We start from the raw sequence: 24,019 nt of genomic DNA, 5'->3' as shown, positions 1-24,019 counted from the left end.
TGTTCACTCAGCAAAGACTTGATATTTTTTAAAGCCCGTAGGCTTGTGATATCAATCCTGCGAGTGCCCACACAGATTGTCTGATAAATTGTTAAAGAGCAGTGCCGCGATTTCTCAAGCGGCGCGGGATGCGTATATTACGCTTTCCGCATTTTCAGTCAAGCATTTATTTTTGCTTTTCTGAAGGTTGCTGTAAAAGCCACCTGCTTAACGCGACGCTTCGTAAGCCGTTGTGCCGTGTCAGTGGAGGCGCATTATAGGGAGTTCTTCCGGGCTGACAAGTGCTAATTTCGAATTATTTTCCGAGTGCTGATTTTTTCAGCGAAACCGTCTTAAACCGCCAGTTTTTCGAGCAGCGGAAAGCCATAACGCTGTAAAACGCCTGATAATTGCACAGCCTCTTCATCCATAGATGTACAAAATGCAATGTTGCTGCCAGCAGCGGCCGCATCAGGCGCCTCATGCTCAAGCAGCCAGACGGTACGCCTCGCTATAGCGGCACCGGAATCCACCAGCCGGGTGCCGTCCGGCAGGACCTGCTGCAGTTCATCGCGAAGCAGTGGAAAATGGGTGCAGCCCAGTACAACCGTATCTGGCGGCTCTTTCATACGCAGCCAGGGCTGCACTGCCCGGCGTACATCATCCAGTGATACTGGTTCCCCATGCAGCTTCGCTTCTGCCAGTTCAACCAGCTCAGCGGAGCCCAGCATCTCAATAGTGCATTCCCGGGCGAACTGTTTGACCAGTTCATGAGTATAAGGACGCTTTACCGTTCCCCGTGTTGCCAGCAGTCCAACCACTCCATTCCGTGTCAGACGCGCTGCCGGTTTGATTGCCGGCACTACGCCGACGACCGGAAATGCAAACCGTTCGCGCAGCGCCGGTAAAGAGACGGTGCTGGCGGAGTTGCAGGCAATAATGACTAATGCGAGCGGAAAACGCTGTGTGATGGCCGTGACCACTGCCACTACGCGTTCAACGATATACGTTTCCGTTTTTTCACCATAGGGAAACCCTTCGTTATCGAAAGCATAGAGATAGTGCAGGTCCGGCAGCAACTGCCGGACTTCATCATAGACGGAGAGCCCACCTACGCCGGAGTCAAAAACCAGCACGGTGGGACGGAGATCAGAAGCTGTAGCTGGCGCTAAGGTAGTATTCTCGTCCAGGGGTGCGATAGCCATAAACCGTCTCATAATCCTTATCCAACAGATTGGCAATTTTACCACGAACTGTCAGATGAGACGTGACCGGATACGCAGCTGCGAAATCGACCAGGGTATAACCTGGCATGCGCCGCTGTGTCGCTGCGTACTGGTTGGTATTGTTGTTGTAGCTTTTACCAAAATATTGCCAGGCGAGATCGAAATTAACATCCAGTGCTGTCCAGTCGAGCTGATACTTATATTGCTGACGGGAGCGGTGTGCCAGCACCTCATTATCCTGATCGCGGCGCGGATCGATATACTGCAGCGTAATGCGGTGAGTAAAGATGCCGGTATCCGCACTGCCGCTCCACTCAACGCCTTTTATCGTCGCTGACTGTACGTTGTAATACGTACCAACAAAGTTTTCATCGGCTCTGTAGTCAATCAGGTTATTGATCTTATTTTGATAAACGTAGAGGTGCCACTCCACCGGCCCGCTAAGTCCTTCAATACCGGTTTCAATTTGATGTGACTTCTCAGCCCGGAGAGCAGGGTTGGACGCGATAAACAGACGACTCTGTCCATACATCTGCCCCAGCGTAGGCGCCTGAAATGCGGTGCCGTAGGAGACAATCAGGCGATAATCAGGCATAAACGCCCATCCCGCTGCCGCCTGCCACGTGCCGTTCCAGCCAAACTGATTGTTGTCGTCACCGCGCAGGGCGCCTTCCAGCGTAATCGTATCGAACTGCTGCTGCGTGGTCAGGTAGTAACCGGTGTTATTACGCCTATAGCTGTCGGCATTGAACCGATCGCGGGACACCAGTTTTTGCTGCTGCCAGTCGATGCCGGCGCTGAGTGTGCCATTTGCCATGGCGACACTATTACCCCACTGCAGATTGCGCTGGCTCATATCATCCAGCGACGTGCCGGGACCATAAAGGCCAAGCGTGCTGGCATAGTTATAGTCTTTATAACGCTGGTAGCTGTAGGTCAATTCTGAAGAGTAGCGCTCCTCACTGAACTTCATGCCACCTTCATAGGTGTGATTATAAACCTGCCGTTTATCACTGCCGTCCTGATAGCCTGCATCATACGCACTATTATTACCGTAGCCATAGCCGCGAAAGAAGGCGGATAAACTGTCGCTGAAACGGTGATTCACACCGGCCCAGAATGTTTTACTGCGAAAGCCATCGCGATCGCCATCAACCGCGTAAGCCGACTGTGGCTGGATGTTGTAGCCGCGCGTCGACTGAAAGGCTCCCGCTGCGGTTACCAGCGTATCTTCACCCACCTTTTGTCGCAGTGCAGCGTCATACTGCTGATAGCGATTTGAACCGAGGCCCGCCGTTATCTGTCCGCCTGGCTCGCTGTTCTCAGTGATTATGTTAATCACACCACCAATGGCATCGGCGCCGTAAACGGCGGAGCGTGGTCCGCGGATCAGCTCAATACGCTGAATCAACGCCAGCGGAATCTGGCTAAAGTCAGCGATCCCGGTGATCCCCGACTTCGCCAGCGGAATACCATCGATTAACACCAGCGTATGGCGCGCTTCCGCACCGCGGATATAGATGTAACTGGTCTGGCCCGGACCGCCGTTTTGCGCAATATCCACACCCGGCAGGCGCCGCATGACATCTGTCAGCGATTTAGCCTGCCAGCGATCGATATCTTCCCGCGTGATCACCTCACCCGGTGCCAGCACGCTGCTGACCGGCTGCTGAAAGCGGTTAGCGGTGACAAGCTGCGTGTTATCATTTTGCCGGGCATAGCCAGAGGGCGCCCAGAGCGACAGCGCTGTTGCACTCAGGGCGAACAGCGATGCAGACGTTATTTTCATTGTTGTAGCATCCAAAAGATCGGGCCGGATGCCGCAGGCCTGAGATCGATAGCACGCGATGATCTCAGCGTTTGCGACGATACACCGGCAGGTCTTCGGGCTGAGAATCATAAATGGTGAAGACTTCCCGTCCGTCAGGACAGTGTCTGCCTGGGCGATCACCATGACATTCTTTTACCGCTGCGCGTCAGCTCCAGATTTGCACTGGATTCCCTTTTAACTCAATGAGGCCGGCGGCCGCAGTCTACGGTTAAGCCCGCTGCCGATCCACCCCTCCCGCTTTCTGACATTCGGTTGGGCTGGACATCAGCAGTTGAATGCCTACAATCGCCCGGCAAGCAGGCTTATTACCAGGATTGAAGATGACACCCGAACAGCTCCCGATTGACCAGTATGACGCGCAACTCGCTGAAAAAGTCAGCCGTTTAGAGGCGATGATGACCCCTTTCACCGCGCCTGACGTGGAGGTGTTCCGATCGCCGGTCAGTCACTACCGTATGCGCGCCGAGTTTCGCATCTGGCACGACGGTGACGACCTCTATCACATCATCTTCGACCAGGGGACCAAACAGCGCATTCGCGTGGACAGCTTCCCGGCCGCCAGCGAACTGATTAACCAGATGATGCCTGAAATGATGGCAGCGATACGCGATAATCAGGTGCTGCGCTTCAAGCTATTCCAGATCGATTATCTCTCCACGATGAGCAACCAGATAGTGATCTCGCTGCTCTATCATCGCAAGCTGGGAGAAGAGTGGCATGCCGCCGCCAGCACACTGCGTGACCAGCTGCGCGCCAAAGGATTTGACGTGCAGCTGATTGGACGCGCCACCAAAACCAAAATTTGTCTGGATCGCGACTACGTGGATGAGCGCCTGCCGGTGGCGGGCAAAGAGATGATTTACCGCCAGGTGGAAAACAGCTTTACCCAGCCTAATGCTGCCATGAACATTCAGATGCTGGAGTGGGCGCTGGATGTTACGCAGCAGTCGCGGGGCGATCTGCTGGAGCTTTACTGCGGCAACGGCAACTTTTCGCTGGCGCTGGCGCGTAATTTCCGTCGCGTGCTGGCAACGGAGATTGCCAAACCTTCGGTGGCGTCGGCCCAGTACAATATCGCCGTGAACCAGATCGATAACGTGCAGATTATTCGTATGGCGGCAGAGGAATTTACACAAGCCATGAACGGCGTGCGCACCTTTAACCGGCTGGAAGGCATCGATCTCAGCAGCTATCAGTGCGAGACCATTTTTGTCGATCCGCCACGCAGCGGGCTGGATGATGAAACGGTAAAAATGGTGCAGGCGTATCCGCGCATTCTGTACATCTCCTGTAATCCGCAGACGCTGTGCGACAATCTGGCTGTACTGTCAGGCACGCATCAGATTGAGCGGCTGGCGCTGTTCGATCAGTTCCCCTATACCCACCATATGGAATGCGGCGTGGTGCTGACGCGTAAAGCATAAAAAAGGGAACCCGCGGGTTCCCTTTTTATTACTGCCGGCTTCTGGCGCGACGGAAACGCGTGCCAATCCAGAACACCAGCGCCACCATCAGAATGACAGGAATGAAGTTTGAGCCGATATCCGGATATTCTGCACGCACCATGGCGCTGTAAACCAGGATGCCCAGCAGGAAAAATGCCGCGGCCAGTGACGGCATGCCGTCCGGCATATTGCGATTAAGATAACGCTGATGCAGGCACCATGCTGACAGCCCAAGCGCTATCAGCGGAAAAATGGAAAACGGCACAAAGGTACTGAACAGCGCCGAAAAGGAGCCATTGATTGCTAAACCAGTGATAAAAGCCAGTAATAACGTTCCTTTATCACGAGGATGCTGCTCAATCATTTCATTATCCTTATCACGTTACTTTTCAGGGATTTCCAGGGTTACCGCCAGCCGTTCTTGTTCCCGGCGATACCAGTAGTAGGCGCCTTTGGCGATCATACGCAGCTGCAGTACCAGCCGCTCTTCCAGCTTACGCCGCTGGTCAGGATCCACATCCAGCGCTTCAGCACCGGCGCTAAAAACAATGGTCACCATTGCTTCAGCCTGCGCTTCGGTAAAGCTGCGCGGCATGCGGCTTTCCAGCTCCAGATAGTCAGCCAGTTCTGCAATAAAATGCTGAATCTCACGGGCAACAGCGGCGCGGAAGGCGGCAGACGTGCCGGAGCGTTCACGCAGCAGAAGCCGAAACGCATTCGGGTTGTTGCCGATGAACTCCATAAAGGTTGCCACCGACGTTTTAATGATGCTGCCACCTTTCGCGATACGCTGACGCGCCTGGCGCATCAGCTGGCGCAGCATCAGCCCGCTCTCATCAACCATGGTCAGTCCAAGCTCATCCACATCACGGAAATGACGATAGAATGAGGTAGGGGCAATGCCGGCTTCACGTGCCACTTCGCGTAAACTCAGGCTGGCAAAACTCCTTTCTGCACTAAGCTGACTGAATGCAGCTTCAATCAGCGAACGTCTTGTACGTTCTTTTTGTTGCGCCCGAACGCCCATTTTTGCGGCCTTGTGAGTAATCAGGCGCTCACTATAACAAACTTTTCAGCGTACAGCCGGGCAAACTTTGTCACCGCCTGTTAACCTCACTGATTGTCAAACTTCTGCATTTTTCACTGTTAGAATTCAGATGTGCGCGGCGAGATGTTAGAATCTCGTTGTAAAAATGTATAGAAGAATAGGACGTACTGGTATGCAAAAGTCTTACGATTACGATGCCATTGTGATTGGCTCCGGTCCGGGCGGCGAAGGTGCGGCGATGGGGCTGGTCAAGCAGGGAGCGCGCATCGCAGTGATCGAACGCTACCACAACATTGGCGGCGGTTGTACACACTGGGGAACCATTCCCTCCAAAGCGCTGCGTCATGCTGTCAGCCGCATCATTGAATTTAATCAGAACCCGCTCTACAGCGATCACACCCGTCTTCTCCGCTCTTCGTTCGCTGACATACTCAATCACACCGAGAACGTTATCAGCCAGCAGACTGCCATGCGCCAGGGTTTTTATGAGCGCAACCGCTGCGAACTCTATCAGGGCGACGCGCACTTTGTGGATGCCAACACGATAGAGGTGGAGCAGCCTGATGGCACTCGCGAGCAGCTGACGGCAGAAAAATTTGTCATTGCCTGCGGCTCACGTCCCTACCATCCGGCCGACGTCGACTTTACGCATCCGCGCATTTACGATTCCGACTCCATTCTGAACCTGCATCATGAACCGGGTCATGTGATTATCTATGGTGCCGGCGTCATTGGTTGTGAATACGCCTCTATCTTCCGGGGTCTTAACGTCAAGGTCGATCTCATTAACACCCGCGATCGTCTGCTGGCGTTTCTCGATCAGGAGATGTCCGACTCTCTCTCTTACCACTTCTGGAACAGCGGCGTGGTGATCCGTCACAACGAGGAATTTGAGAAGATCGAAGGCGTCAGTGATGGCGTGATTATGCATCTGAAGTCAGGCAAAAAAGTGAAAGCGGATTGTCTGCTGTATGCCAATGGCCGGACCGGGAATACCGACTCGCTTTCGCTGGAGAACGTGGGTCTGGAAGCCGATGGACGCGGCCTGCTGAAAGTTAACAGCATGTATCAGACCGCGCAGCCGCACATTTATGCCGTGGGCGATGTGATTGGCTATCCGAGTCTGGCTTCCGCCGCTTACGATCAGGGACGCATTGCCGCTCAGGCGATCATCAAAGGTGAAGCGAGTGCGCATCTGATCGAAGATATCCCGACCGGTATCTATACCATCCCTGAAATCAGTTCAGTCGGAAAAACAGAGCAGCAGCTGACCGCAATGAAAGTGCCTTATGAAGTAGGCCGTGCGCAGTTTAAGCATCTGGCACGCGCGCAGATTGTTGGCATGCACGTCGGCAGCCTGAAAATCCTGTTTCACCGCGAGACAAAAGAGATTCTGGGGATCCACTGCTTTGGTGAGCGCGCGGCGGAGATCATTCACATCGGCCAGGCCATTATGGAGCAGAAAAACGGCGGTAACACGATTGAGTACTTCGTGAATACCACCTTTAACTACCCCACCATGGCTGAAGCCTATCGTGTAGCCGCGCTGAACGGATTAAACCGCCTGTTTTAACGCGGCGTCAAAATGGCCCTGCATATGGGTTTTGATTGCTTCTGCCAGCTGCTCATAGCGGCTGCGCAGAGGCGAACCCGGCCGGTAAACCAGCGCGATAGTGCGCTGCGGCACCGGTTTATAACAGGGCAGATAGCAGACGCCGTCGCGCACGCGCTCTTTAGGCACCGCCAGCGAAGGCAGTAGCGTAATGCCGCTGCCGGCCGCCACCATATTACGCAGCGTTTCCAGACTGGTGGCGCGGAAATGGGTATCTTCATCAGCGCCCGCCTCAAAGCAGAAGCCCATCGCCTGATCGCGCAGGCAGTGACCATCTTCCAGCATCAGCAGTTTTTCACCCGCCAGATCGGACATCGGGACGCGATCGCGATCGTGCCACGGGTGATCCTGGTAGACCGCCAGCTTCATGGGCTCATCAAACAGCGGCACTTCAATAAAGGCTTCACTCTCTTTAACCAGCGCCAGAATAGCGCAGTCGAGTTTCCCGCTGTCGAGCTGTGCCAGCAGTTGCTGAGTCTGTGCTTCATGCAGATACATCTCCAGCTTTGGGAAAGTCTGATGCAGCATAGGAATAATATTGGGCAGCAGATAGGGGCCGGTCGTGGGGATCAGCCCGATATGCAGCGGTCCGGACATCGCTTCACCCTGCTGGCTGGCCATCTCTTTCAGGACCTTAACCTCACGCAGTACGGTTCGCGCCTGATCAACCAGCAGCAATCCTGCCTGGGTGAACAATACTTTACGGCTGGTACGTTCCAGCAGCATGACGCCCAGTTCATCTTCCAGCTTACGGATCTGCCCGCTCAGGGTCGGCTGACTGACATGACAGGCATCAGCGGCGCGGCGAAAATGGCGGTGTTCCGCAAGTGAAACCAGATACTCGAGATCGCGAATGTTCATTAATATCCTCCAAACCACGATAGCCCGTGGCGATAGATAGAATAGCAACGAACGATTGGCCCTATCAAGACATGCACGGGAATAATAGCGCTCACTGATTTAAGCCCATGCATTTGTGGAGAAATTTATTTATTTGCTGAACGTGTGCCGGGCCTGAACGCTTTTATAAAAAACGCTTTTTATGCAGCAAATCTGTTTTGCTGAACCCAATCACTGTGCTGGCGGGGAGTGCCGGTACACTGATGATGTGCCTATAAAAATATGCAATTCCGAAGCCAGAGGTTAGCGGGCTTTTTTATAAAGCCCGCTTTTTTTATGGCGCATCAAACCAGCGGCAGCGGCCGGAATTAGCTATTGCAGGCGCGCCTGTGCTTCACGGATTGCCAGGGCGACCTGCTGCGGTGCAACACCGCCGCGCGCGTTACGCTTTTCGAGGCAGGACTGCAGCGAAAGCACCGGATAGACATCCTCTTCAATGACGTCACTGAACTGTTTCAGCTGTGCCAGGCTCAGTGCCTCCAGCGCCACGCCATGCTGGATAGCCGCGACCACCGCCTCTCCCACAATGTGGTGCGCCTCGCGGAACGGCACGCCTTTCGCAACCAGATAGTCTGCCAGCTCGGTGGCATTGGCGTAGCCCTGCTCAGCGGCTTCCTGACAACGCGGACGTTTAACCTGAATGCCGTCCAGAACCAGCACTGACATATGCAGACAGTCGAGCCAGGTATCCAGCGCGTCAAACAGCCCCTCTTTATCTTCCTGCATATCTTTGTTGTAGGCCAGCGGCAGGCCTTTTAGCGTCATCATCATGCCGGTCAGTGCGCCCTGTACACGGCCGCATTTACCGCGGATCAGCTCCAGCGCATCAGGGTTTTTCTTTTGCGGCATCAGCGATGAGCCTGACGTCACTTTATCGGACAGCTCGACGAAACCCGCCTCGCCCGTATTAAAGAAAATCAGGTCTTCCGCAAAGCGCGACAGGTGCACCATGCCGATTGACGCATCAGAGAGCAGTTCCAGCACGTGATCGCGATCGGATACGGTATCCAGGCTGTTACGCGTTGCCGACGCAAAACCGAGCCAGCCCGCCAGCTGCTCGCGGTCAATCTCATAAGCGGTACCGGCCAGCGCTCCGCAGCCCAGCGGGCTGACATCCAGCCGCTTCAGCGTATCCTGCAGACGGCTCTCGTCACGCGCCAGCATTTCGGTATACGCCAGACACCAGTGGGCAAACGTCACCGGCTGCGCGCGCTGCAGATGCGTATAGCCCGGCATGACGGCATCCTGATTCGCTTCTGCCGTTGTCACCAGCGCACTCTGCAGCTGACGCGTGGCATCCAGCAGCAGGGCAACCTGCTCTTTACACCAGAGCTTCAGATCGGTGGCAACCTGGTCGTTACGGCTGCGACCGGTATGCAGCTTTTTACCCAGCGCGCCGACCTTATCGATCAGTTTGCCCTCGACCCAGCTGTGAATATCTTCTGCATCGCTTTCAAGGATCTGCGACGGATTAGCACGTACGTCCGCCAGCAGTTCGTTCAGCGCTGCCTCAAGCTGCTGCTGTTCCGCCTGGGTTAAAACGTTTACGGTCACCAGCGCTTTTGACCACGCCACAGAGCCGGTGATGTCCTGCTCCGCCAGGCGATAATCAAAACGCAGTGAATCATTAAACTGTTTAAACCGCTGATCTGCTGCCTGCGAAAACCGTCCGCCCCAAAGTGCCATCTGCTTGCTCCTGAAATCGTGTTGAAAAAGGCGGCCTGAGCCGCCCTTGCATAACTGCTGCTGCGTGCTTACTTCTTCTGCTCGTTCAGCGCACGAATGCGTGAAGAGAGGGAGAACAGGCGAATAAAGCCGCCCGCGTGACGATGGTCATACACTTCATCTTCACCAAAGGTAGCGAACTCTTCTGAGTAGAGGCTGTTAGCAGATTTTTTCTGAATCGCCGTTGCCTGACCTTTGTAGAGCTGCAGAACCACTTCGCCGTTAACCTCTTCCGCCAGCGAGGCTGCCGCTGCCTGAATAGACTGGCGCAGCGGTGCGAACCAGCGACCATCATAAACCACGTAAGACATCTCCTGGCCCAGCTGCTCACGCCATTTGAAGCTGTCGCGATCCAGCACCAGCTGCTCAACCGCACGCAGTGCGTTCACCATGATAGTACCGCCGGGGGTTTCATAGCAGCCGCGTGATTTAATGCCGACCAGACGGTTTTCCACGATATCGATCCGGCCAACGCCATGTTTTGCACCCAGTACATTCAGTTTTTCCAGGCACTGGAACGGGCTCAGCTGCTCGCCGTTTACGGCAACCACGCAGCCTTTTTCAACGGTCACGGTGACATTTTCCGGCTGGTCCGGCGCTTCAAGCGGATCCACGGTCCATACCCAGCAATCTTTATTCGGTGCATTCCACGGACTTTCCAGCACGCCACCTTCGGTGGAGATATGCCACGCGTTCTCATCGCGGCTGTAGATCTTCTCCAGCGACGCGGTCGTCGGGATATTGCGCTCTTTCAGATAGTCGAGCAGCGCCTCACGCGAACGCAGATCCCACTCGCGCCATGGCGCAACAACTTTAAGCTGTGGTGCCAGCGCGGTATAGGTGGTTTCGAAACGCACCTGGTCGTTGCCTTTACCGGTTGCGCCGTGGCACAGCGCGTCAGCACCCACTTTCAGCGCCAGTTCAACCTGCGCTTTAGCAATGATAGGACGCGCCATTGACGTGCCCAGCAGATAGGTGCCTTCATACAGGGCACCGGTCTGCAGCACCGGATAGACGTAATCGCTGATGAACTCTTCACGCAGATCCACTACGTGACATTCAGATGCGCCCGACTGCAGCGCTTTTTTCTCAACGCCTTCCAGGTCGGCCGGGTCCTGACCAATATTGGCGACAAACGCCACAACTTCGCAGCCGCCGTAGTTCTCTTTCAGCCATGGAATGATGGCTGAGGTATCGAGGCCGCCTGAGTAGGCCAGAACGATTTTTTTAATGTTTTGCGTGCTCATGTCTTAATCCTTGATTATGCGAGAATCCGGGTGCCAATCGACACGCCGTTGAAAAGGTCGGGCAGCTGCTCAGCATGGCGCCAGCTGGCGATATCGACCGGACGGCCCAGCGTGCGTGCCGCATCCAGCGCAGCGTTGACTTTAACAATCATACCGTCGGTAATAATGCCCTGCGCAATCAGCTGTTCCGCTTTCGCTGCGGTCATTTCAGCGATGCGCTGGCCTTTGCCGTCGAGAATGCCGCTGACGTCAGAGAGCAGCACCAGATCGGCTCCGATAGTGGCTGCCAGCGCCGTCGCTGCCTGATCGGCATTCACATTCATCAGCGCTCCGCCGGCAGTGATGCCAATTGAGCTGATAACCGGCATATAGCCTGCATTAAGCAGCGTATTCAGCAGCGCAGGGTTGCCCGGCGTGGCCTGCCCGACATGCCCCAGCTCTTCATCAAACTGCGCGACGCTGACCAGTCCGGCATCGCCCAGACACAGCCCGACAGCATTAATGCCGTAACGGGTTGCCCACGCCAGCAGCGTTTTATTCGCAGTGCCCGCCAGCGCGCCGGTAATAATGTCGATTTGATCGGCGGGTGTAACGCGCAGGCCATCTTTCTTTTTCACCGGCAGCGCGAGCTTTTTCATCAGTTCGTCGACCAGACAGCCGCCGCCGTGCACAATCACCAGCGGACGCTGATGTTCATTACGATACGCCAGCAGCGCATCAAACAGCCGGGCCAGTGCTTCTTCGCTATCCAGCAGTACGCCGCCCAGTTTAATGATCAGTGGATTGCTCATGGTTACGTTATCCGTCCGTTAAATCAGAGAGAGCGTTTCAGGGAAACCGAAACGAATATTCAGACACTGAATCGCCTGTGATGACGCACCCTTCAGCAGGTTATCTTCTGCCGCAACCACAATCAGATGCTCATCCTGTACGGCAAAACCGATATCGCAGAACGGCAGGCCCACTACCGCTTTCAGCGCCGGTACGCCGTTGTCATAGAGGCGCACCAGCGGCTTGTCGTGATAGGCCGCATAAAACGCATCGGTCACATCCTGCTGCGTAATGCCCGCTTTCAGACGGCAGGTGATGGTTGCGAGAATACCGCGGGGAAAATTACCCAGATGCGGGGTAAAAATAACCGGCGCGCCAAGATGGGCAACTATTTCCGGATGATGACGGTGGTTAAACAGGCCGTAGGGCTGCAGGCTCACTTCGCAAAAGCTGGTCGCGACGCTGGCTTTGCGCCCGGCTCCGCTGACGCCGCTGGTGGCGTTGATAACCGGCCACTGTGCGTCATTCAGCAGATCCGCTTTAAGCAGCGGTTTCAGCGCCAGCTGTGCCGCCGTGGGATAACATCCAGGCACTGCCACCAGCTGCGCTTCTTTAATGCGCTCGTGATTCCACTCAGCCAGACCATATACTGCGTTATCCAGCCACGCCTGATGCTGATGACTGAAGCCGTAGTAACGGGTGTAAAACGCCTCATCATTGACCCGGAATGCGCCTGACAGATCGAAGACCACACAGCCTGCTTTCAGAAATTCAGGCGCCAGATCGTGGCTGACTTCATGCGCCGTCGCAAGGAACACCACATCGACTTTCTCTGCCCACGCCGCCGGATCGCTCAGCGGCTGCAGCGGCAAATCAACGATGCCTTTCAGCTGCGGATGGAGATCGGAGAGCAATTTTCCGGCATCCGGGCTTTGCGCTGAAACCGCTAAAGCGGTTATGTTCATATGCGGATGGCGATTCAGGTAAGTGGCAAGCTCTACGCCAGCATAACCACTGGCACCAACGATCAGCGTATTCAACATCAGGCTGTATACCTTTTTACAGTCAACGTATCGGGTCGCGGCCGTGCCCCGTTGCCCACGATGCCGTTTGCACTTTTTCAGTTCACATGCAGACGACGTTAATGTATTTTTATTCACTATTAGTGCATGAATATTGATACATCCTAACCTAAGGACCGTCAACAGTGAAGTCAAAAATTCCACCTTTTATCGAACTCTACCGCCAGTTGATCGCCTCACCATCAATCAGCGCAACCGACAGCGCGCTTGACCAGAGCAACGAAAGTTTAATCAATTTGCTGGCGGGCTGGTTCCGCGATCTGGGCTTCAGCGTTGAAGTTCAGCCGGTACCGGGTACGCGCCATAAGTTCAACCTGCTGGCACGCAGCGGTGAAGGCGCAGGCGGACTGCTGCTGGCGGGCCATACTGACACCGTGCCCTTTGATGACGGGCGCTGGACGCGCGACCCCTTTGTGCTGACTGAACATGACAATAAACTTTACGGACTGGGCACGGCAGACATGAAAGGCTTCTTCGCCTTTATTCTCGATGCGCTGCGCGATGTTGACGTCACTACGCTCAAAAAACCGCTCTATGTGCTGGCGACCGCCGATGAAGAGACCACCATGGCGGGTGCAAAATATTTCGCTGAGTCTGCACAGCTGCGCCCCGACTGCGCCATTATCGGTGAGCCGACCTCGCTCAAACCCGTGCGCGCCCACAAAGGCCATCTATCACACGCTATCCGCATTGAGGGTCAGTCAGGCCACTCCAGCGATCCGGCGCGCGGCGTGAATGCGATTGAGCTGATGCATGCATCCATTACAGAACTGATGAAGCTGCGTCATACCCTGAAAGAGCGCTATCACCACGATGGCTTTGCCATTCCTTATCCGACCATGAACTTTGGTCATATTCATGGCGGTGACGCGGCTAACCGCATCTGCGCCTGCTGCGAACTGCATATGGATATCCGGCCGCTGCCGGGTCTGAGCCTGAACGATCTGGATGGCTTACTGAATGAAGCGCTGGCCCCGGTGAGCGCCCGCTGGCCCGGCCGTCTGACCGTAAGCGAACTGCATCCGCCTATCCCGGGCTATGAATGTCCGGCTGACCATGAGCTGGTCACGGTGGTGGAAAAACTGCTGGGTGTGCCGACGGAAGTGGTTAACTACTGCACCGAAGCGCCGTTTATTCAGCAGCTCTGTCCGACGCTGGTGCTGGGGCCGGGTTCAATTGAACAGGCGCATCAGCCAGATGAATTTATCGATACCGCATTTATTAAGCCCACTCATGCGCTGATCACGCAGGTTGTGCAGCATTTTTGTCACTGATAGATAATCTGCGGGGCATTTCACTGTTTAATCAGCAAAATGCCCCGTCATTATCTGGCGTTTGCTGATAAGAATAACTTATCTCTCTTCTTCCCCGATAAAACTTATCACTTTCCGCACGTTAGCCACCTGTTTTCGCCAGTTCAGGCTAATTGACGGAGTTCACAAATCGTGGCTAGATAAAAGATGATGTTATACCCGCTGGTTGGGTCCAGGGGGGTTAAAAGACGATAAGGGTGTCAGGGTCAAATGAACGAACAATATTCCGCAATGCGAAGTAATGTCAGTATGCTCGGCAAACTGCTCGGGGATACGATAAAGGATGCACTGGGAGAGAACATTCTCGATCGGGTGGAAACCATCCGCAAACTCTCTAAGTCATCCCGTGCAGGAAATGACTCTCATCGCAGGGAGCTGCTGTCAACGCTGCAGAACCTTTCTAATGATGAGCTGCTGCCGGTGGCCCGCGCCTTTAGTCAGTTTCTTAACCTTACCAACGTGGCTGAACAGTATCAGACCATTTCACGCAGCGGCGATGGCGCTAACCATCCGGAGCTGCTGAAAAAAACGTTTGAACGTCTGAAGCAGCAGGGCGATCTCAGCGAAATGGCTATTCGTCAGGCGATTGAAGAGCTGTCGCTGGAGCTGGTGCTGACCGCCCATCCCACTGAAATTACCCGCCGCACCCTGATCCACAAGCTCGGTGAAGTCAACAGCTGCCTTGAGCAGCTCGATCATGCCGATATCACCGACTATGAGCGCAATCAGGTGATGCGTCGCCTGCGCCAGCTGGTGGCGCAGGCATGGCATACGGATGAGATCCGCAAATACCGTCCGACCCCGGTTGATGAAGCGAAATGGGGCTTCGCCGTCGTAGAAAACAGCCTGTGGGAAGGGGTCCCCGCGTTTCTGCGTGAACTGAATGAACAGGTCGAAGAGACGTTTGGCATTCAGCTGCCGGTAGATTTTGTGCCGATTAAATTCACCTCCTGGATGGGTGGCGATCGCGACGGCAACCCCAACGTGACGGCCCCCATCACCCGCCACGTTATGCAGCTGAGCCGCTGGAAAGCAGCCGATCTCTTCCTGCGCGACGTGGGTGTGCTGATCTCTGAGCTGTCGATGTCGGAGTGCAGCGACGAGGTACGCGTGCTGTGCGGCGATCCGGAGGCAATTGAACCTTACCGTATGATCCTGAAACGCATGCGCAGCCAGCTGATGAACACGCAGGCGTATCTGGAGCAGCGTCTGAAAGGCGAACGCCTGCCGCGGCCTGCCGATCTGCTGGTCTCCAATGAGCAGCTCTGGCAGCCGCTGTTTGCTATTTATCAGTCGCTGCAGCAGTGCGGCATGAGCATTATCGCCAATGGTCAGCTGCTGGACACGCTGCGCCGGGTGAAGTGCTTTGGCGTGCCGCTGGTGCGTATTGATCTCCGCCAGGAGAGTACCCGTCATACCGAAGCGCTGGCTGAAGTCACGCGCTATCTGGGTCTTGGCGACTATGAAAGCTGGTCAGAAGCGGACAAACAGGCGTTTCTGATCCGCGAACTGAATTCCAAACGCCCGCTGCTGCCGCGCCAGTGGGAGCCCGGCGACAACACGCGTGAAGTGCTGGAAACCTGTAAAGTTGCCGCCGAGGCGCCGCAGGGTTCAATCGCGGCCTACGTGATCTCTATGGCTAAGACCCCTTCTGACGTGCTGGCAGTGCATCTGCTGCTGAAAGAGGCGGGTATCCCCTATGCCATGCCGGTCGCACCGCTGTTTGAAACGCTGGATGACCTGAACAACGCTAACGATGTGATGACACAGCTGCTGAACATCGACTGGTATCGCGGCTTTATCAACGGCAAACAGATGGTGATGATTGGCTATTCCGACTCGGCAAAAGACGCCGGCGTAATGGCCGCCAGCTGGGCGCAATATCAGGCGCAGGACGCGCTGATCAAGACCTGTGAAAAAGCGGGTATTACTCTGACGCTGTTCCACGGTCGCGGCGGCTCCATCGGTCGCGGCGGCGCACCTGCGCACGCGGCCCTGCTTTCTCAGCCGCCGGGTAGCCTTAAAGGCGGCCTGCGCGTGACTGAACAGGGCGAGATGATCCGCTTCAAATATGGTTTACCGGAAGTCACCATCGCCAGCCTGTCGCTCTATACCGGGGCCATTCTGGAAGCGAACCTGATGCCGCCGCCGGAGCCTGCACAGGAATGGCAGGAGATCATGAACGGGCTTTCTGCACACTCCTGCGCCATGTATCGTGGCTATGTACGGGAAAACCCTGACTTTGTCCCCTACTTCCGTTCTGCCACGCCGGAGCAGGAGCTGGGCAAACTGCCGCTGGGTTCGCGCCCGGCTAAACGTCGTCCGACCGGGGGCGTTGAATCCCTGCGCGCCATTCCGTGGATCTTCGCCTGGACGCAAAATCGTCTGATGCTGCCAGCCTGGCTCGGCGCCGGTGCAGCGCTGCAGAAAGCGATGGATGAAGGGCACCAGGATCAGCTGGAAACGATGTGCCGCGACTGGCCATTCTTCTCTACCCGCCTGGGGATGCTGGAGATGGTTTTCTCCAAGGCTGACCTGTGGCTGGCAGAATATTACGATCAGCGCCTGGTCGACAAAGCACTCTGGCCGCTGGGTAAACAGCTGCGCGATCAGCTGGAAGCTGACATTAAAGCGGTGCTGACCATCGCAAATGATGCGCATCTGATGGCGGATCAGCCGTGGATCGCCGAATCAATCGCGCTGCGCAACGTGTATACCGATCCCCTGAACGTATTGCAGGCAGAGCTGCTGCAGCGCGCCCGCGCACAGGAAGCGCGCGGTGACGAACCGGATGCACGGGTTGAGCAGGCGCTGATGGTAACCATCGCCGGCGTGGCCGCCGGCATGCGCAACACCGGTTAGCCGGGACAAAAAAGGAGCCTCAGGCTCCTTTTTTAATCCTCGTTGCTGCGGGATGAATCAAAGCAGCTGGGCCAGGCGATTCAGATCCGACTGCAGCGCGCCAGCGGTCACGTCGCGTCCTGCACCGGGACCACGGATCACCAGCGGATTATCACGATACCAGCGGCTTTCAATAGCAAAAACGTTATCGCACGGCAGCAGCGCCGCCAGCGGATGTTCAGCCCGCACCGCTTCTACGCCAACGCGGGCTTTGCCGCTGGCATCGAAGCGCGCCACATAGCGCAGCACCAGGCCCAGCTCCTGCGCCGCTTCATAGCGCTGCAGCATCTGATTATTCAGCTCGTCGGCGTTTTCAAAAAAGTGATCAACCGATTCTGCTTCGCAGTCGGCTGGTACCAGCGACTCTACCCGCACCTGATCCGGTTCAATATCATAGCCCGCCTCACGCGCCAAGATCACCAGCTTGCGCTTCACATCCTGTCCGGAGAGATCAACGCGCGGATCGGGTTCCGTCAGCCCCTGCTGCCACGCCTGATCCACCAGCTCGCTAAAGGGAACGCTGCCGTCAAACTGCAAAAACAGCCATGACAGCGTGCCGGAGAATATGCCGCTGATAGAGAGTATCGTGTCACCGCTTTCACGCAGATCGCGTACCGTATGGTTAACCGGCAGACCGGCACCCACCGTTGCGTTATAAAGCCAGTGACGCCCGGTTTTAGCGAATGCATCGCGGATCTGACGCCAGCTCTGGCTGTCTGATGCGCCGGCCACTTTATTCGCACTGATCACGTGAAAACCGTGGCTGGCAAAATCGAGATACTGCTGCGCCAGCGGTGCACTGGCGGTCACGTCAAGCACCACCAGGTCATCAAACGGATGCGCGCACATCCACAGGAACAGTGACTCCTCATCCAGCGTCTGCGCTTCATCATCGAAAAAGGCCAGCGTGCGGCTGGCATCCAGCCCTTCGTAGCTCAGCAGGCTGCGGCGGCTGTCAGCCACGCCGGCCAGCACAAACTCAAAGCCGGTGCGGGCGGAGAGGGTCTCCTGCTCGCGGGCAAACAGCTCCAGCCAGCGCGCGCCGATATTGCCCTTTCCAAACAGCATCAGGCCAATGCGCTTTTCTGCGCGAAACAGCGACTGATGTAATCCCTGAATCAGATGTGCAGTCGGCCCTGTGCGCAGCACCGCGACCAGGCTGATATGCTCTTCTGACTGCCAGACAAACTCAACCGGCTGATCTTTAATCTGCTGCCAGAAACGGTGGCTGTGCAGCGGGTTACGCGTTACGCCGGCGCCTACCAGTGCCACCAGCGCCATGCCATCGCGCAGCTGCAGATGGCCCGGCAGGGCCGCATCCTGTAACAGCGTAAAGGCGCTGTTCACCACTTCAGCGGTATAGCAGAGCTGCAGCAGACGACGATCGGGATGCAGGCCGCTTGCCAGCGGACGCAGCTGGGCACGCTTCAGCAGCTGATCGATCTCTTTTTGCTGCGTGGCAAAGTCGTGACCTTCAGAAAGCTGGATCTCCACCAGACAGACATCGTCGTGACTGGTGACAATCCGCGCGCCGGTGCCGGAAGCAAGCACACGCTCAATACGCGTTGATCCCTGCTCAGGCTGATAGCTGCAGCGCAGCTGTAAATCGATATCGCTGCTGGAGACGGGCTGCAGCGTACGCGTATGCAGTACCGGTGCCGCCAGGCGCGCCAGCTCACTGGCTTCATCCAGTCGCAGCAGCGGCAGCAGGCAGGCATCAGAAACTTTGCGCGGATCGGCGCTATAGACGCCGGCCACATCGCTCCAGATCGTGACGCGTCCCGCCCCGGCGAGCGCACCAATCTGGGTGGCAGAATAGTCAGACCCATTGCGGCCCAGCAGCACGGTTTCACCCGCCTCGTTACGACTGATAAACCCGGTCACCACCAGACGTTTATGCGGATGCTGTGTCAGCAGCGCCTGCAGCAGCGGCCAGGATTTACCCTCATCCACCTGTGGCTGAGCGGCGCGTTCAGCCCGCAGGAAATCACGCGCGTCCAGCCAGGTGGCGTCAATATCGCGCTGACTCAGTACTGCAGCCATCAGGCGCGCTGACCAGATTTCGCCATGCCCGACGACTTCCGCATATACCGCTTCGGTTATCGCGCCATCCAGCAGCGCCGCCAGCCGCTCCAGATCGCGGATAAAGAGGCTGGTCAGGCGGTCGGCCGCTTCAGCCGGCAGCAGGGCAGCAATCAGATCGCTATGGTAGCGGCGAAGCGTCTGTTGCACCTGATGCGCAGAGAGGCGATCGCTCTGACTCAGCTTCAGCCAGCTGATCAGCTGATTCGTGGTGCTGCCTGCGGCAGAGACCACCATCAGATCGCCTGGCTGACTGTAATCAGCCATAATGGCCGCTACACGCTGGTAGCAGCTGGCATCCGCCAGGCTGCTGCCACCAAATTTATGCAACTGCTTCGTCGGCGTTCCCGCGCCTGCTGTACTGGTCATGATTACTCCCCGGCTGCGATTCGGAAGGCATTATCCAAATCGGCAATTAAATCTTCGTGATCTTCAATGCCGACGGAGACCCGCAGCAGCGTTTCAGAGATCCCGGCGGCCGCACGCGCTTCCGCGGACATGCCGGCATGTGTCATGGTGGCCGTATGTGAAATCAGGCTCTCTACCCCGCCCAGCGATTCCGCCAGCGTAAACAGCTGTAACGCTTTCAGAAAACGGCGCAGACGCGCTTCATCTGCATCCAGCTCGAAGCTTAACATTGCGCCAAAGCCGCGTTGCTGACGCCGCGCATATTCATGACCGGCATTTTCCGGCAGAGAAGGATGATACAGCTTTTTCACCAGCGGCTGCTGCTTCAGGTAGTCCACTATCGCCAGCGCGTTACGCTGGGCGGCCGCCATGCGGGGCGCCAGCGTCCGCAGGCCGCGCAGCAGCAGATAGCTGTCAAACGCCGCGCCGGTCACGCCGATGTTATTGGCCCACCAGGCGAGCTCAGTGGCAACGGCCGGATCTTTTGCAATCACCGTACCGGCTACCACATCAGAGTGGCCGTTGAGGTATTTGGTGCAGGAGTGGATCACCAGGTCAGCCCCCAGAGCGAGCGGATTTTGCAGTGCCGGGCTCAGGAAGGTGTTATCCACCACGCTGACGGCGCCCGCCGCGCGCGCGGCCTGACAGATTGCCGCAATATCCACCACGCGCAGCAGAGGATTGCTCGGACTTTCCACCAGCACCAGCTTTGGTTTTTCCGCCAGCGCTGCGGCCAGCGCCGCACTGTCGCCCTGGTCGACAAATTTCACACGATAAGCGCCGCGCTTGCTCAGACTGTCAAACAGGCGATAACTGCCACCATAGCAGTCGTGAGGAGCAATCAGCAGATCGCCAGGTTTCAGGAACACAGTGGTAACCAGATGAATCGCAGACATGCCGGTATTCGTCAGTACGGCACCCGCGCCGCCCTCCAGCTCGGCCAGCGCGCGCTGCACCACATCACGCGTCGGATTACCACGACGCGAATAGTCATGGGCACGCGGCTCATTAAAGTCGAGAAAATTATAGGTGCTGGAGAGGTGAATGGGCGGGACTACGCAGCCATACTGCTCGTCATCATTCAAACCGCTGCGTACTGCGATGGTTGCCTGTTTGCGCGTCATGGGCTCTGCTGTTCCTGAAGAGGGGTAAAGTGCCCACAGGATAACATTCCGCTAACAGACGTCAATACATCTGGACATCTAAATGTCTTTGCGTATAGATTGAGCGTAACGCGAATAACCGCTAAAATTATACGTTATTGCCTGCTGAGCAGCGCATGCGCTTTATTAACGCCGCGCTGAAGCACAAAATCCACGGCGCAGGCGGTCAGGCACACAAAAATCGGGCATAATCCACGGATTATCCCCTATAACACTTTTATTAATTAAGGTAACTCATGGCTGAATGGAACGGCGAATATATCAGCCCGTACGCTGAGCACGGTAAAAAAAGCGAGCAGGTTAAAAAAATAACGGTTTCTATCCCGCTGAAAGTGCTTAAAATTTTAACCGACGAGCGTACACGTCGCCAGGTTAACAATCTGCGTCACGCCACAAACAGTGAGCTGCTGTGCGAAGCTTTTTTGCACGCGTTTACCGGCCAGCCTCTGCCCGATGACGTTGACCTGCGCAAAGAGCGCAGCGATGAGATCCCGGAAGAAGCGAAGCAGATTATGCGTGAAATGGGCATCGACCCGGATAGCTGGGAATATTAAACGCTGATATAAAAAAACCCAGCCGAAGCTGGGTTTTCTTTTGCATCCGGGATAACCCGGCGGCAAATAAATCTTATTTTTTGCTGCCCGGAATGCTGAAACGCTTGTTGAAGCGATCAACGCGGCCGCCGGTGTCAACAACACGCTGCTTACCAGTGTAGAACGGGTGGCATTTGCCGCACACGTCCAGGTTCAGGTCGTGGTTCATGGTAGAACGGGTGTTGATCACGTTACCGCAAGAGCAAGTGATGGTCACTGCTTCGTACTTCGGGTGAATACCTTGTTTCATGGGAAAACCTCATAAAAGGCCGTGTCGCTCTCCATGCCAGGCGAACCTGCACAGCACCACACGCGGTTGAACATTATATGTATCTCTGGCGAGCCATCTCACCAAAGGCGGCATAGTATACAGAATTTAACCGCCCAAGGCAAACATTGCTCAGCCATACACGCCTGCGGCCCCAGCGTGTACACTACCGTCCCTGATTACAGAACTGGATAGAGATCGCGATGTCCGTCGTAAAGGTTGCCCTGCCCGTCCCGCTACCGCGCCTGTTTGATTATCTGCTTCCTGCTGACGCTTCGCAGCCGGCAACCGGCAGTCGCGTCAGCGTGCCCTTTGGCAATCGTAAGCTGACTGGCATTGTGACCGGTGTGGCCGAAAGCAGCGATTTGCCGCTGAAACAGCTGAAACCGATAGACGCGGTGCTGGATGACAGCAGCCTGTTTTCGCCCGCGCTATGGCGCATTCTGAACTGGGCGGCAGGTTACTACCATTCACCCGTCGGGGAAGTGCTGAGTCATGCGCTGCCGGTTCTGCTCCGCCAGGGTAAACCGGCGCAGGAAGCGCCGCTGTGGCAGTGGGTGATAACGGAGGCCGGGCGTGAAGTGGCTGCTGAAAGTCTGAAGCGCGCGCCAAAGCAGCAGCAGGCGCTGGCCGCCCTGCGTCAGCGACCACTCTATCGCCATCAGGTGAGCGAACAGAGTTTTAATGACGCCGCACTGCAGGCGCTCAGAGCCAAAGGGCTATGCGAGCTGCGCGAACATGCGCCACCGACTGCAGACTGGCGGACGCATTTTGCCATTAAAGGCGAGCGTCTGCGGCTTAATACCGATCAGGCCATGGCCGTTGGTGCGATCCGCGCAGAAGACGATCGCTACGTTCCGTGGCTGCTGGCCGGGATCACCGGCTCCGGTAAGACCGAGGTTTATCTCACTATTCTGGAAAACATTCTGTCGCGCGGTATGCAGGCGCTGGTGCTGGTGCCGGAGATTGGCCTGACGCCGCAAACCATCGCACGCTTCCGTGAACGCTTTGATGCCCCGATTGATGTCCTGCACTCTGCGCTGAATGACAGCGAAAGGCTGGCGGTCTGGCTGCGCGCCCGGCGCGGCGAAAGTGCGATTATCATTGGTACACGCTCCGCGCTGTTCACCCCGCTGGCGCGGCCCGGCGTAATCATTATCGATGAAGAGCACGACAGCTCCTATAAACAGCAGGAGGGCTGGCGTTATCAGGCACGCGATCTGGCGGTGTTTCGCGCGCATGAAGAGAACATCCCGATTGTGATGGGTTCGGCCACTCCCGCGCTGGAGACGCTGCATAACGTGCGCGTCGGCAAATACCGGCAGCTCAACCTCACCCAACGCGCCGGTAATGCAAAACCGGCGTTGCAGCAGTTGATCGATCTTAAAGGACAACCGCTTAAAGGCGGTCTGGCACCGGCGCTGCTCAGTAAAATGCGTCAGCATCTGCAGGCAGACAATCAGGTGCTGCTGTTTCTCAACCGGCGCGGCTTTTCACCGGCGCTGATGTGCCACGACTGCGGCTGGCTGGCGGAGTGCCAGCGGTGTGACAGTTACTACACGCTGCATCAGCATCACCGTCAGCTGCGCTGCCATCATTGCGACAGTCAGCGCCCGCTGCCGCTGCAGTGCCCCGGCTGCGGATCAACCCATCTGATGCCGGTTGGCGTAGGAACAGAGCAGCTGGAGCAGCAGCTGGGCACGCTGTTTCCGGATGTGCCGATCTCGCGCATCGATCGCGATACCACCAGCCGGAAAGGTGCGCTGGAGCAGCATCTGGCGGATGTGCATCGCGGCGGTGCGCGAATACTGGTGGGCACACAGATGCTGGCAAAAGGCCATCACTTCCCTGATGTTACCCTGGTGTCGCTGCTGGACGTTGACGGCGCGCTCTTCTCTGCTGATTTTCGTGCGGCAGAGCGTTTCGCGCAGCTCTATACCCAGGTTGCGGGTCGTGCCGGACGCGCCGGTAAACAGGGCGAAGTGCTGCTGCAGACGCACCATCCGGAACATCCGCTGCTGCAGACGCTGCTGCATCGCGGCTACTTTGCGTTTGCTGACCAGACGCTGCTGGAACGCCAGTCAGTGCAGCTGCCGCCCTGGACCAGCCACGCGCTGTTTCGTGCCGAAGATATGGATAATCAGCAGGCTGCCGCTTTTCTCGTGCAGCTGCGTAATCTGCTGGAGGCGAGCCCGCTGAAAGATGAAGCGACCTGGCTGATGGGCCCGGTACCGGCGCTGGCACCCAAGCGCAGCGGCCGCTGGCGCTGGCAGCTGCTGCTGCAGCATCCGTCACGCAAACGGCTGCAGCAATTATTGGGCAGCTCGCTGCCGCTGCTGAGCACATTACCCGCTGCACGCAAAGTGAAATGGACGCTGGATATCGATCCTGTTGAGAGTTGACAGCGCCTGCATCTGCGAGCCAG

Annotated in this window: 18 protein-coding genes and 1 riboswitch; of the genes, 6 read left to right on the top strand and 12 right to left on the bottom strand. The window is 56.5% G+C overall.

Translation table 11 applies throughout. From position 1 onward, the window contains the following. Positions 1-332: 332 nt before the first annotated feature. Positions 333-1,184 carry a glutamate racemase gene (murI, locus tag BBA90_RS06585; protein WP_065648463.1) on the bottom strand — a complete coding sequence of 284 codons (852 nt, stop codon included), beginning with the start codon at positions 1,182-1,184 and terminating at the stop codon, positions 333-335. Continuing rightward, a complete protein-coding gene (gene btuB / locus BBA90_RS06580; protein WP_065648462.1) occupies positions 1,129-2,994 on the bottom strand; it encodes a TonB-dependent vitamin B12 receptor BtuB in 1,866 nt (621 codons plus the stop codon). Before btuB ends, murI begins: the two co-directional genes overlap by 56 nt. Positions 2,995-3,063: 69 nt before the next feature. Continuing rightward, positions 3,064-3,243, bottom strand: a riboswitch (cobalamin riboswitch). Positions 3,244-3,356: 113 nt separating this feature from the next. Between btuB and trmA the strand changes: the two genes are divergently transcribed. Continuing rightward, positions 3,357-4,460, top strand: coding sequence for a tRNA (uridine(54)-C5)-methyltransferase TrmA (trmA, locus tag BBA90_RS06575; RefSeq protein ID WP_065648461.1), 1,104 nt, complete (start codon positions 3,357-3,359; stop codon positions 4,458-4,460). Positions 4,461-4,488: 28 nt separating this feature from the next. Here trmA and BBA90_RS06570 read toward each other — a convergent pair whose 3' ends face one another. After that, complete coding sequence (locus BBA90_RS06570; protein ID WP_065648460.1) at positions 4,489-4,845, bottom strand: YijD family membrane protein; 357 nt, start codon at positions 4,843-4,845, stop codon at positions 4,489-4,491. Positions 4,846-4,863: 18 nt separating this feature from the next. Next, positions 4,864-5,508, bottom strand: coding sequence for an HTH-type transcriptional repressor FabR (gene fabR / locus BBA90_RS06565; protein ID WP_065648459.1), 645 nt, complete (start codon positions 5,506-5,508; stop codon positions 4,864-4,866). Positions 5,509-5,701: 193 nt separating this feature from the next. Here fabR and sthA point away from each other — a divergent pair, with 193 nt between their 5' ends. Next, positions 5,702-7,102, top strand: a complete 1,401-nt coding sequence (gene sthA, locus BBA90_RS06560; RefSeq protein ID WP_039381156.1) for a Si-specific NAD(P)(+) transhydrogenase — start codon at positions 5,702-5,704, stop codon at positions 7,100-7,102. Here sthA and oxyR read toward each other — a convergent pair. The 5 genes from oxyR to argC all read right to left on the bottom strand — a co-directional run bounded on the left by oxyR (position 7,085) and on the right by argC (position 12,827). Beyond that, positions 7,085-8,002, bottom strand: a complete 918-nt coding sequence (gene oxyR / locus BBA90_RS06555; RefSeq protein WP_065648458.1) for a DNA-binding transcriptional regulator OxyR — start codon at positions 8,000-8,002, stop codon at positions 7,085-7,087. The genes sthA and oxyR overlap by 18 nt on opposite strands. A 351-nt stretch (positions 8,003-8,353) precedes the next feature. Then, positions 8,354-9,727, bottom strand: a complete 1,374-nt coding sequence (gene argH, locus BBA90_RS06550) for an argininosuccinate lyase (RefSeq protein WP_065648457.1) — start codon at positions 9,725-9,727, stop codon at positions 8,354-8,356. Between the two features lie 68 nt (positions 9,728-9,795). After that, the gene (locus BBA90_RS06545) at positions 9,796-11,013 is read right to left on the bottom strand and encodes an argininosuccinate synthase (protein ID WP_039381164.1); all 1,218 of its coding nucleotides are present in this window, start codon (positions 11,011-11,013) and stop codon (positions 9,796-9,798) included. 14 nt (positions 11,014-11,027) lie between these two features. Next, the gene (argB, locus tag BBA90_RS06540; RefSeq protein ID WP_039381166.1) at positions 11,028-11,804 is read right to left on the bottom strand and encodes an acetylglutamate kinase; all 777 of its coding nucleotides are present in this window, start codon (positions 11,802-11,804) and stop codon (positions 11,028-11,030) included. A gap of 18 nt (positions 11,805-11,822) precedes the next feature. After that, on the bottom strand, positions 11,823-12,827 hold the full coding sequence (gene argC / locus BBA90_RS06535) for an N-acetyl-gamma-glutamyl-phosphate reductase (RefSeq protein ID WP_039381168.1): 1,005 nt from the start codon (positions 12,825-12,827) through the stop codon (positions 11,823-11,825). 164 nt (positions 12,828-12,991) lie between these two features. Between argC and argE the strand changes: the two genes are divergently transcribed. Together argE and ppc are read left to right on the top strand one after the other, a co-directional pair. Beyond that, a complete protein-coding gene (gene argE / locus BBA90_RS06530; protein WP_065648456.1) occupies positions 12,992-14,140 on the top strand; it encodes an acetylornithine deacetylase in 1,149 nt (382 codons plus the stop codon). A gap of 249 nt (positions 14,141-14,389) precedes the next feature. Then, positions 14,390-17,041 (top strand): phosphoenolpyruvate carboxylase, encoded by a 2,652-nt coding sequence (gene ppc / locus BBA90_RS06525; RefSeq protein WP_065648455.1) that lies wholly within the window; start codon positions 14,390-14,392, stop codon positions 17,039-17,041. 57 nt (positions 17,042-17,098) lie between these two features. Here ppc and BBA90_RS06520 read toward each other — a convergent pair whose 3' ends face one another. Both BBA90_RS06520 and metB read right to left on the bottom strand, forming a co-directional pair. Continuing rightward, complete coding sequence (locus BBA90_RS06520) at positions 17,099-19,531, bottom strand: bifunctional aspartate kinase/homoserine dehydrogenase II (protein WP_065648454.1); 2,433 nt, start codon at positions 19,529-19,531, stop codon at positions 17,099-17,101. A 2-nt stretch (positions 19,532-19,533) separates the two neighbouring features. After that, positions 19,534-20,694, bottom strand: a complete 1,161-nt coding sequence (metB, locus tag BBA90_RS06515) for a cystathionine gamma-synthase (RefSeq protein ID WP_039381178.1) — start codon at positions 20,692-20,694, stop codon at positions 19,534-19,536. Positions 20,695-20,969: 275 nt separating this feature from the next. Between metB and metJ the strand changes: the two genes are divergently transcribed. Next, positions 20,970-21,287, top strand: coding sequence for a met regulon transcriptional regulator MetJ (gene metJ, locus BBA90_RS06510; RefSeq protein WP_065648453.1), 318 nt, complete (start codon positions 20,970-20,972; stop codon positions 21,285-21,287). A 73-nt stretch (positions 21,288-21,360) separates the two neighbouring features. Here metJ and rpmE read toward each other — a convergent pair whose 3' ends face one another. Further along, positions 21,361-21,576 (bottom strand): 50S ribosomal protein L31, encoded by a 216-nt coding sequence (rpmE, locus tag BBA90_RS06505; protein WP_039381182.1) that lies wholly within the window; start codon positions 21,574-21,576, stop codon positions 21,361-21,363. A 221-nt stretch (positions 21,577-21,797) separates the two neighbouring features. Here rpmE and priA point away from each other — a divergent pair, with 221 nt between their 5' ends. Beyond that, on the top strand, positions 21,798-23,996 hold the full coding sequence (gene priA / locus BBA90_RS06500) for a primosomal protein N' (protein WP_065648452.1): 2,199 nt from the start codon (positions 21,798-21,800) through the stop codon (positions 23,994-23,996). The last annotated feature ends 23 nt before the right edge of the window (positions 23,997-24,019 follow it).

Origin of the sequence: Pantoea eucrina, assembly GCF_001691555.1 — a bacterium.
Taxonomy (GTDB): domain Bacteria; phylum Pseudomonadota; class Gammaproteobacteria; order Enterobacterales; family Enterobacteriaceae; genus Pantoea; species Pantoea borealis.
This window is presented reverse-complemented; position numbering and strand designations above follow the sequence as displayed.

Bases quoted from the DNA above. Each gene is read 5' to 3' on its own strand.
- murI (WP_065648463.1), bottom strand. From the start codon at position 1,184: ATGGCTATCGCACCCCTGGACGAGAATACTACCTTAGCGCCAGCTACA.
- btuB (WP_065648462.1), bottom strand. From the start codon at position 2,994: ATGAAAATAACGTCTGCATCGCTGTTCGCCCTGAGTGCAACAGCGCTG.
- trmA (WP_065648461.1), top strand. From the start codon at position 3,357: ATGACACCCGAACAGCTCCCGATTGACCAGTATGACGCGCAACTCGCT.
- BBA90_RS06570 (WP_065648460.1), bottom strand. From the start codon at position 4,845: ATGATTGAGCAGCATCCTCGTGATAAAGGAACGTTATTACTGGCTTTT.
- fabR (WP_065648459.1), bottom strand. From the start codon at position 5,508: ATGGGCGTTCGGGCGCAACAAAAAGAACGTACAAGACGTTCGCTGATT.
- sthA (WP_039381156.1), top strand. From the start codon at position 5,702: ATGCAAAAGTCTTACGATTACGATGCCATTGTGATTGGCTCCGGTCCG.
- oxyR (WP_065648458.1), bottom strand. From the start codon at position 8,002: ATGAACATTCGCGATCTCGAGTATCTGGTTTCACTTGCGGAACACCGC.
- argH (WP_065648457.1), bottom strand. From the start codon at position 9,727: ATGGCACTTTGGGGCGGACGGTTTTCGCAGGCAGCAGATCAGCGGTTT.
- BBA90_RS06545 (WP_039381164.1), bottom strand. From the start codon at position 11,013: ATGAGCACGCAAAACATTAAAAAAATCGTTCTGGCCTACTCAGGCGGC.
- argB (WP_039381166.1), bottom strand. From the start codon at position 11,804: ATGAGCAATCCACTGATCATTAAACTGGGCGGCGTACTGCTGGATAGC.
- argC (WP_039381168.1), bottom strand. From the start codon at position 12,827: ATGTTGAATACGCTGATCGTTGGTGCCAGTGGTTATGCTGGCGTAGAG.
- ppc (WP_065648455.1), top strand. From the start codon at position 14,390: ATGAACGAACAATATTCCGCAATGCGAAGTAATGTCAGTATGCTCGGC.
- BBA90_RS06520 (WP_065648454.1), bottom strand. From the start codon at position 19,531: ATGACCAGTACAGCAGGCGCGGGAACGCCGACGAAGCAGTTGCATAAA.
- metB (WP_039381178.1), bottom strand. From the start codon at position 20,694: ATGACGCGCAAACAGGCAACCATCGCAGTACGCAGCGGTTTGAATGAT.
- metJ (WP_065648453.1), top strand. From the start codon at position 20,970: ATGGCTGAATGGAACGGCGAATATATCAGCCCGTACGCTGAGCACGGT.
- rpmE (WP_039381182.1), bottom strand. From the start codon at position 21,576: ATGAAACAAGGTATTCACCCGAAGTACGAAGCAGTGACCATCACTTGC.
- priA (WP_065648452.1), top strand. From the start codon at position 21,798: ATGTCCGTCGTAAAGGTTGCCCTGCCCGTCCCGCTACCGCGCCTGTTT.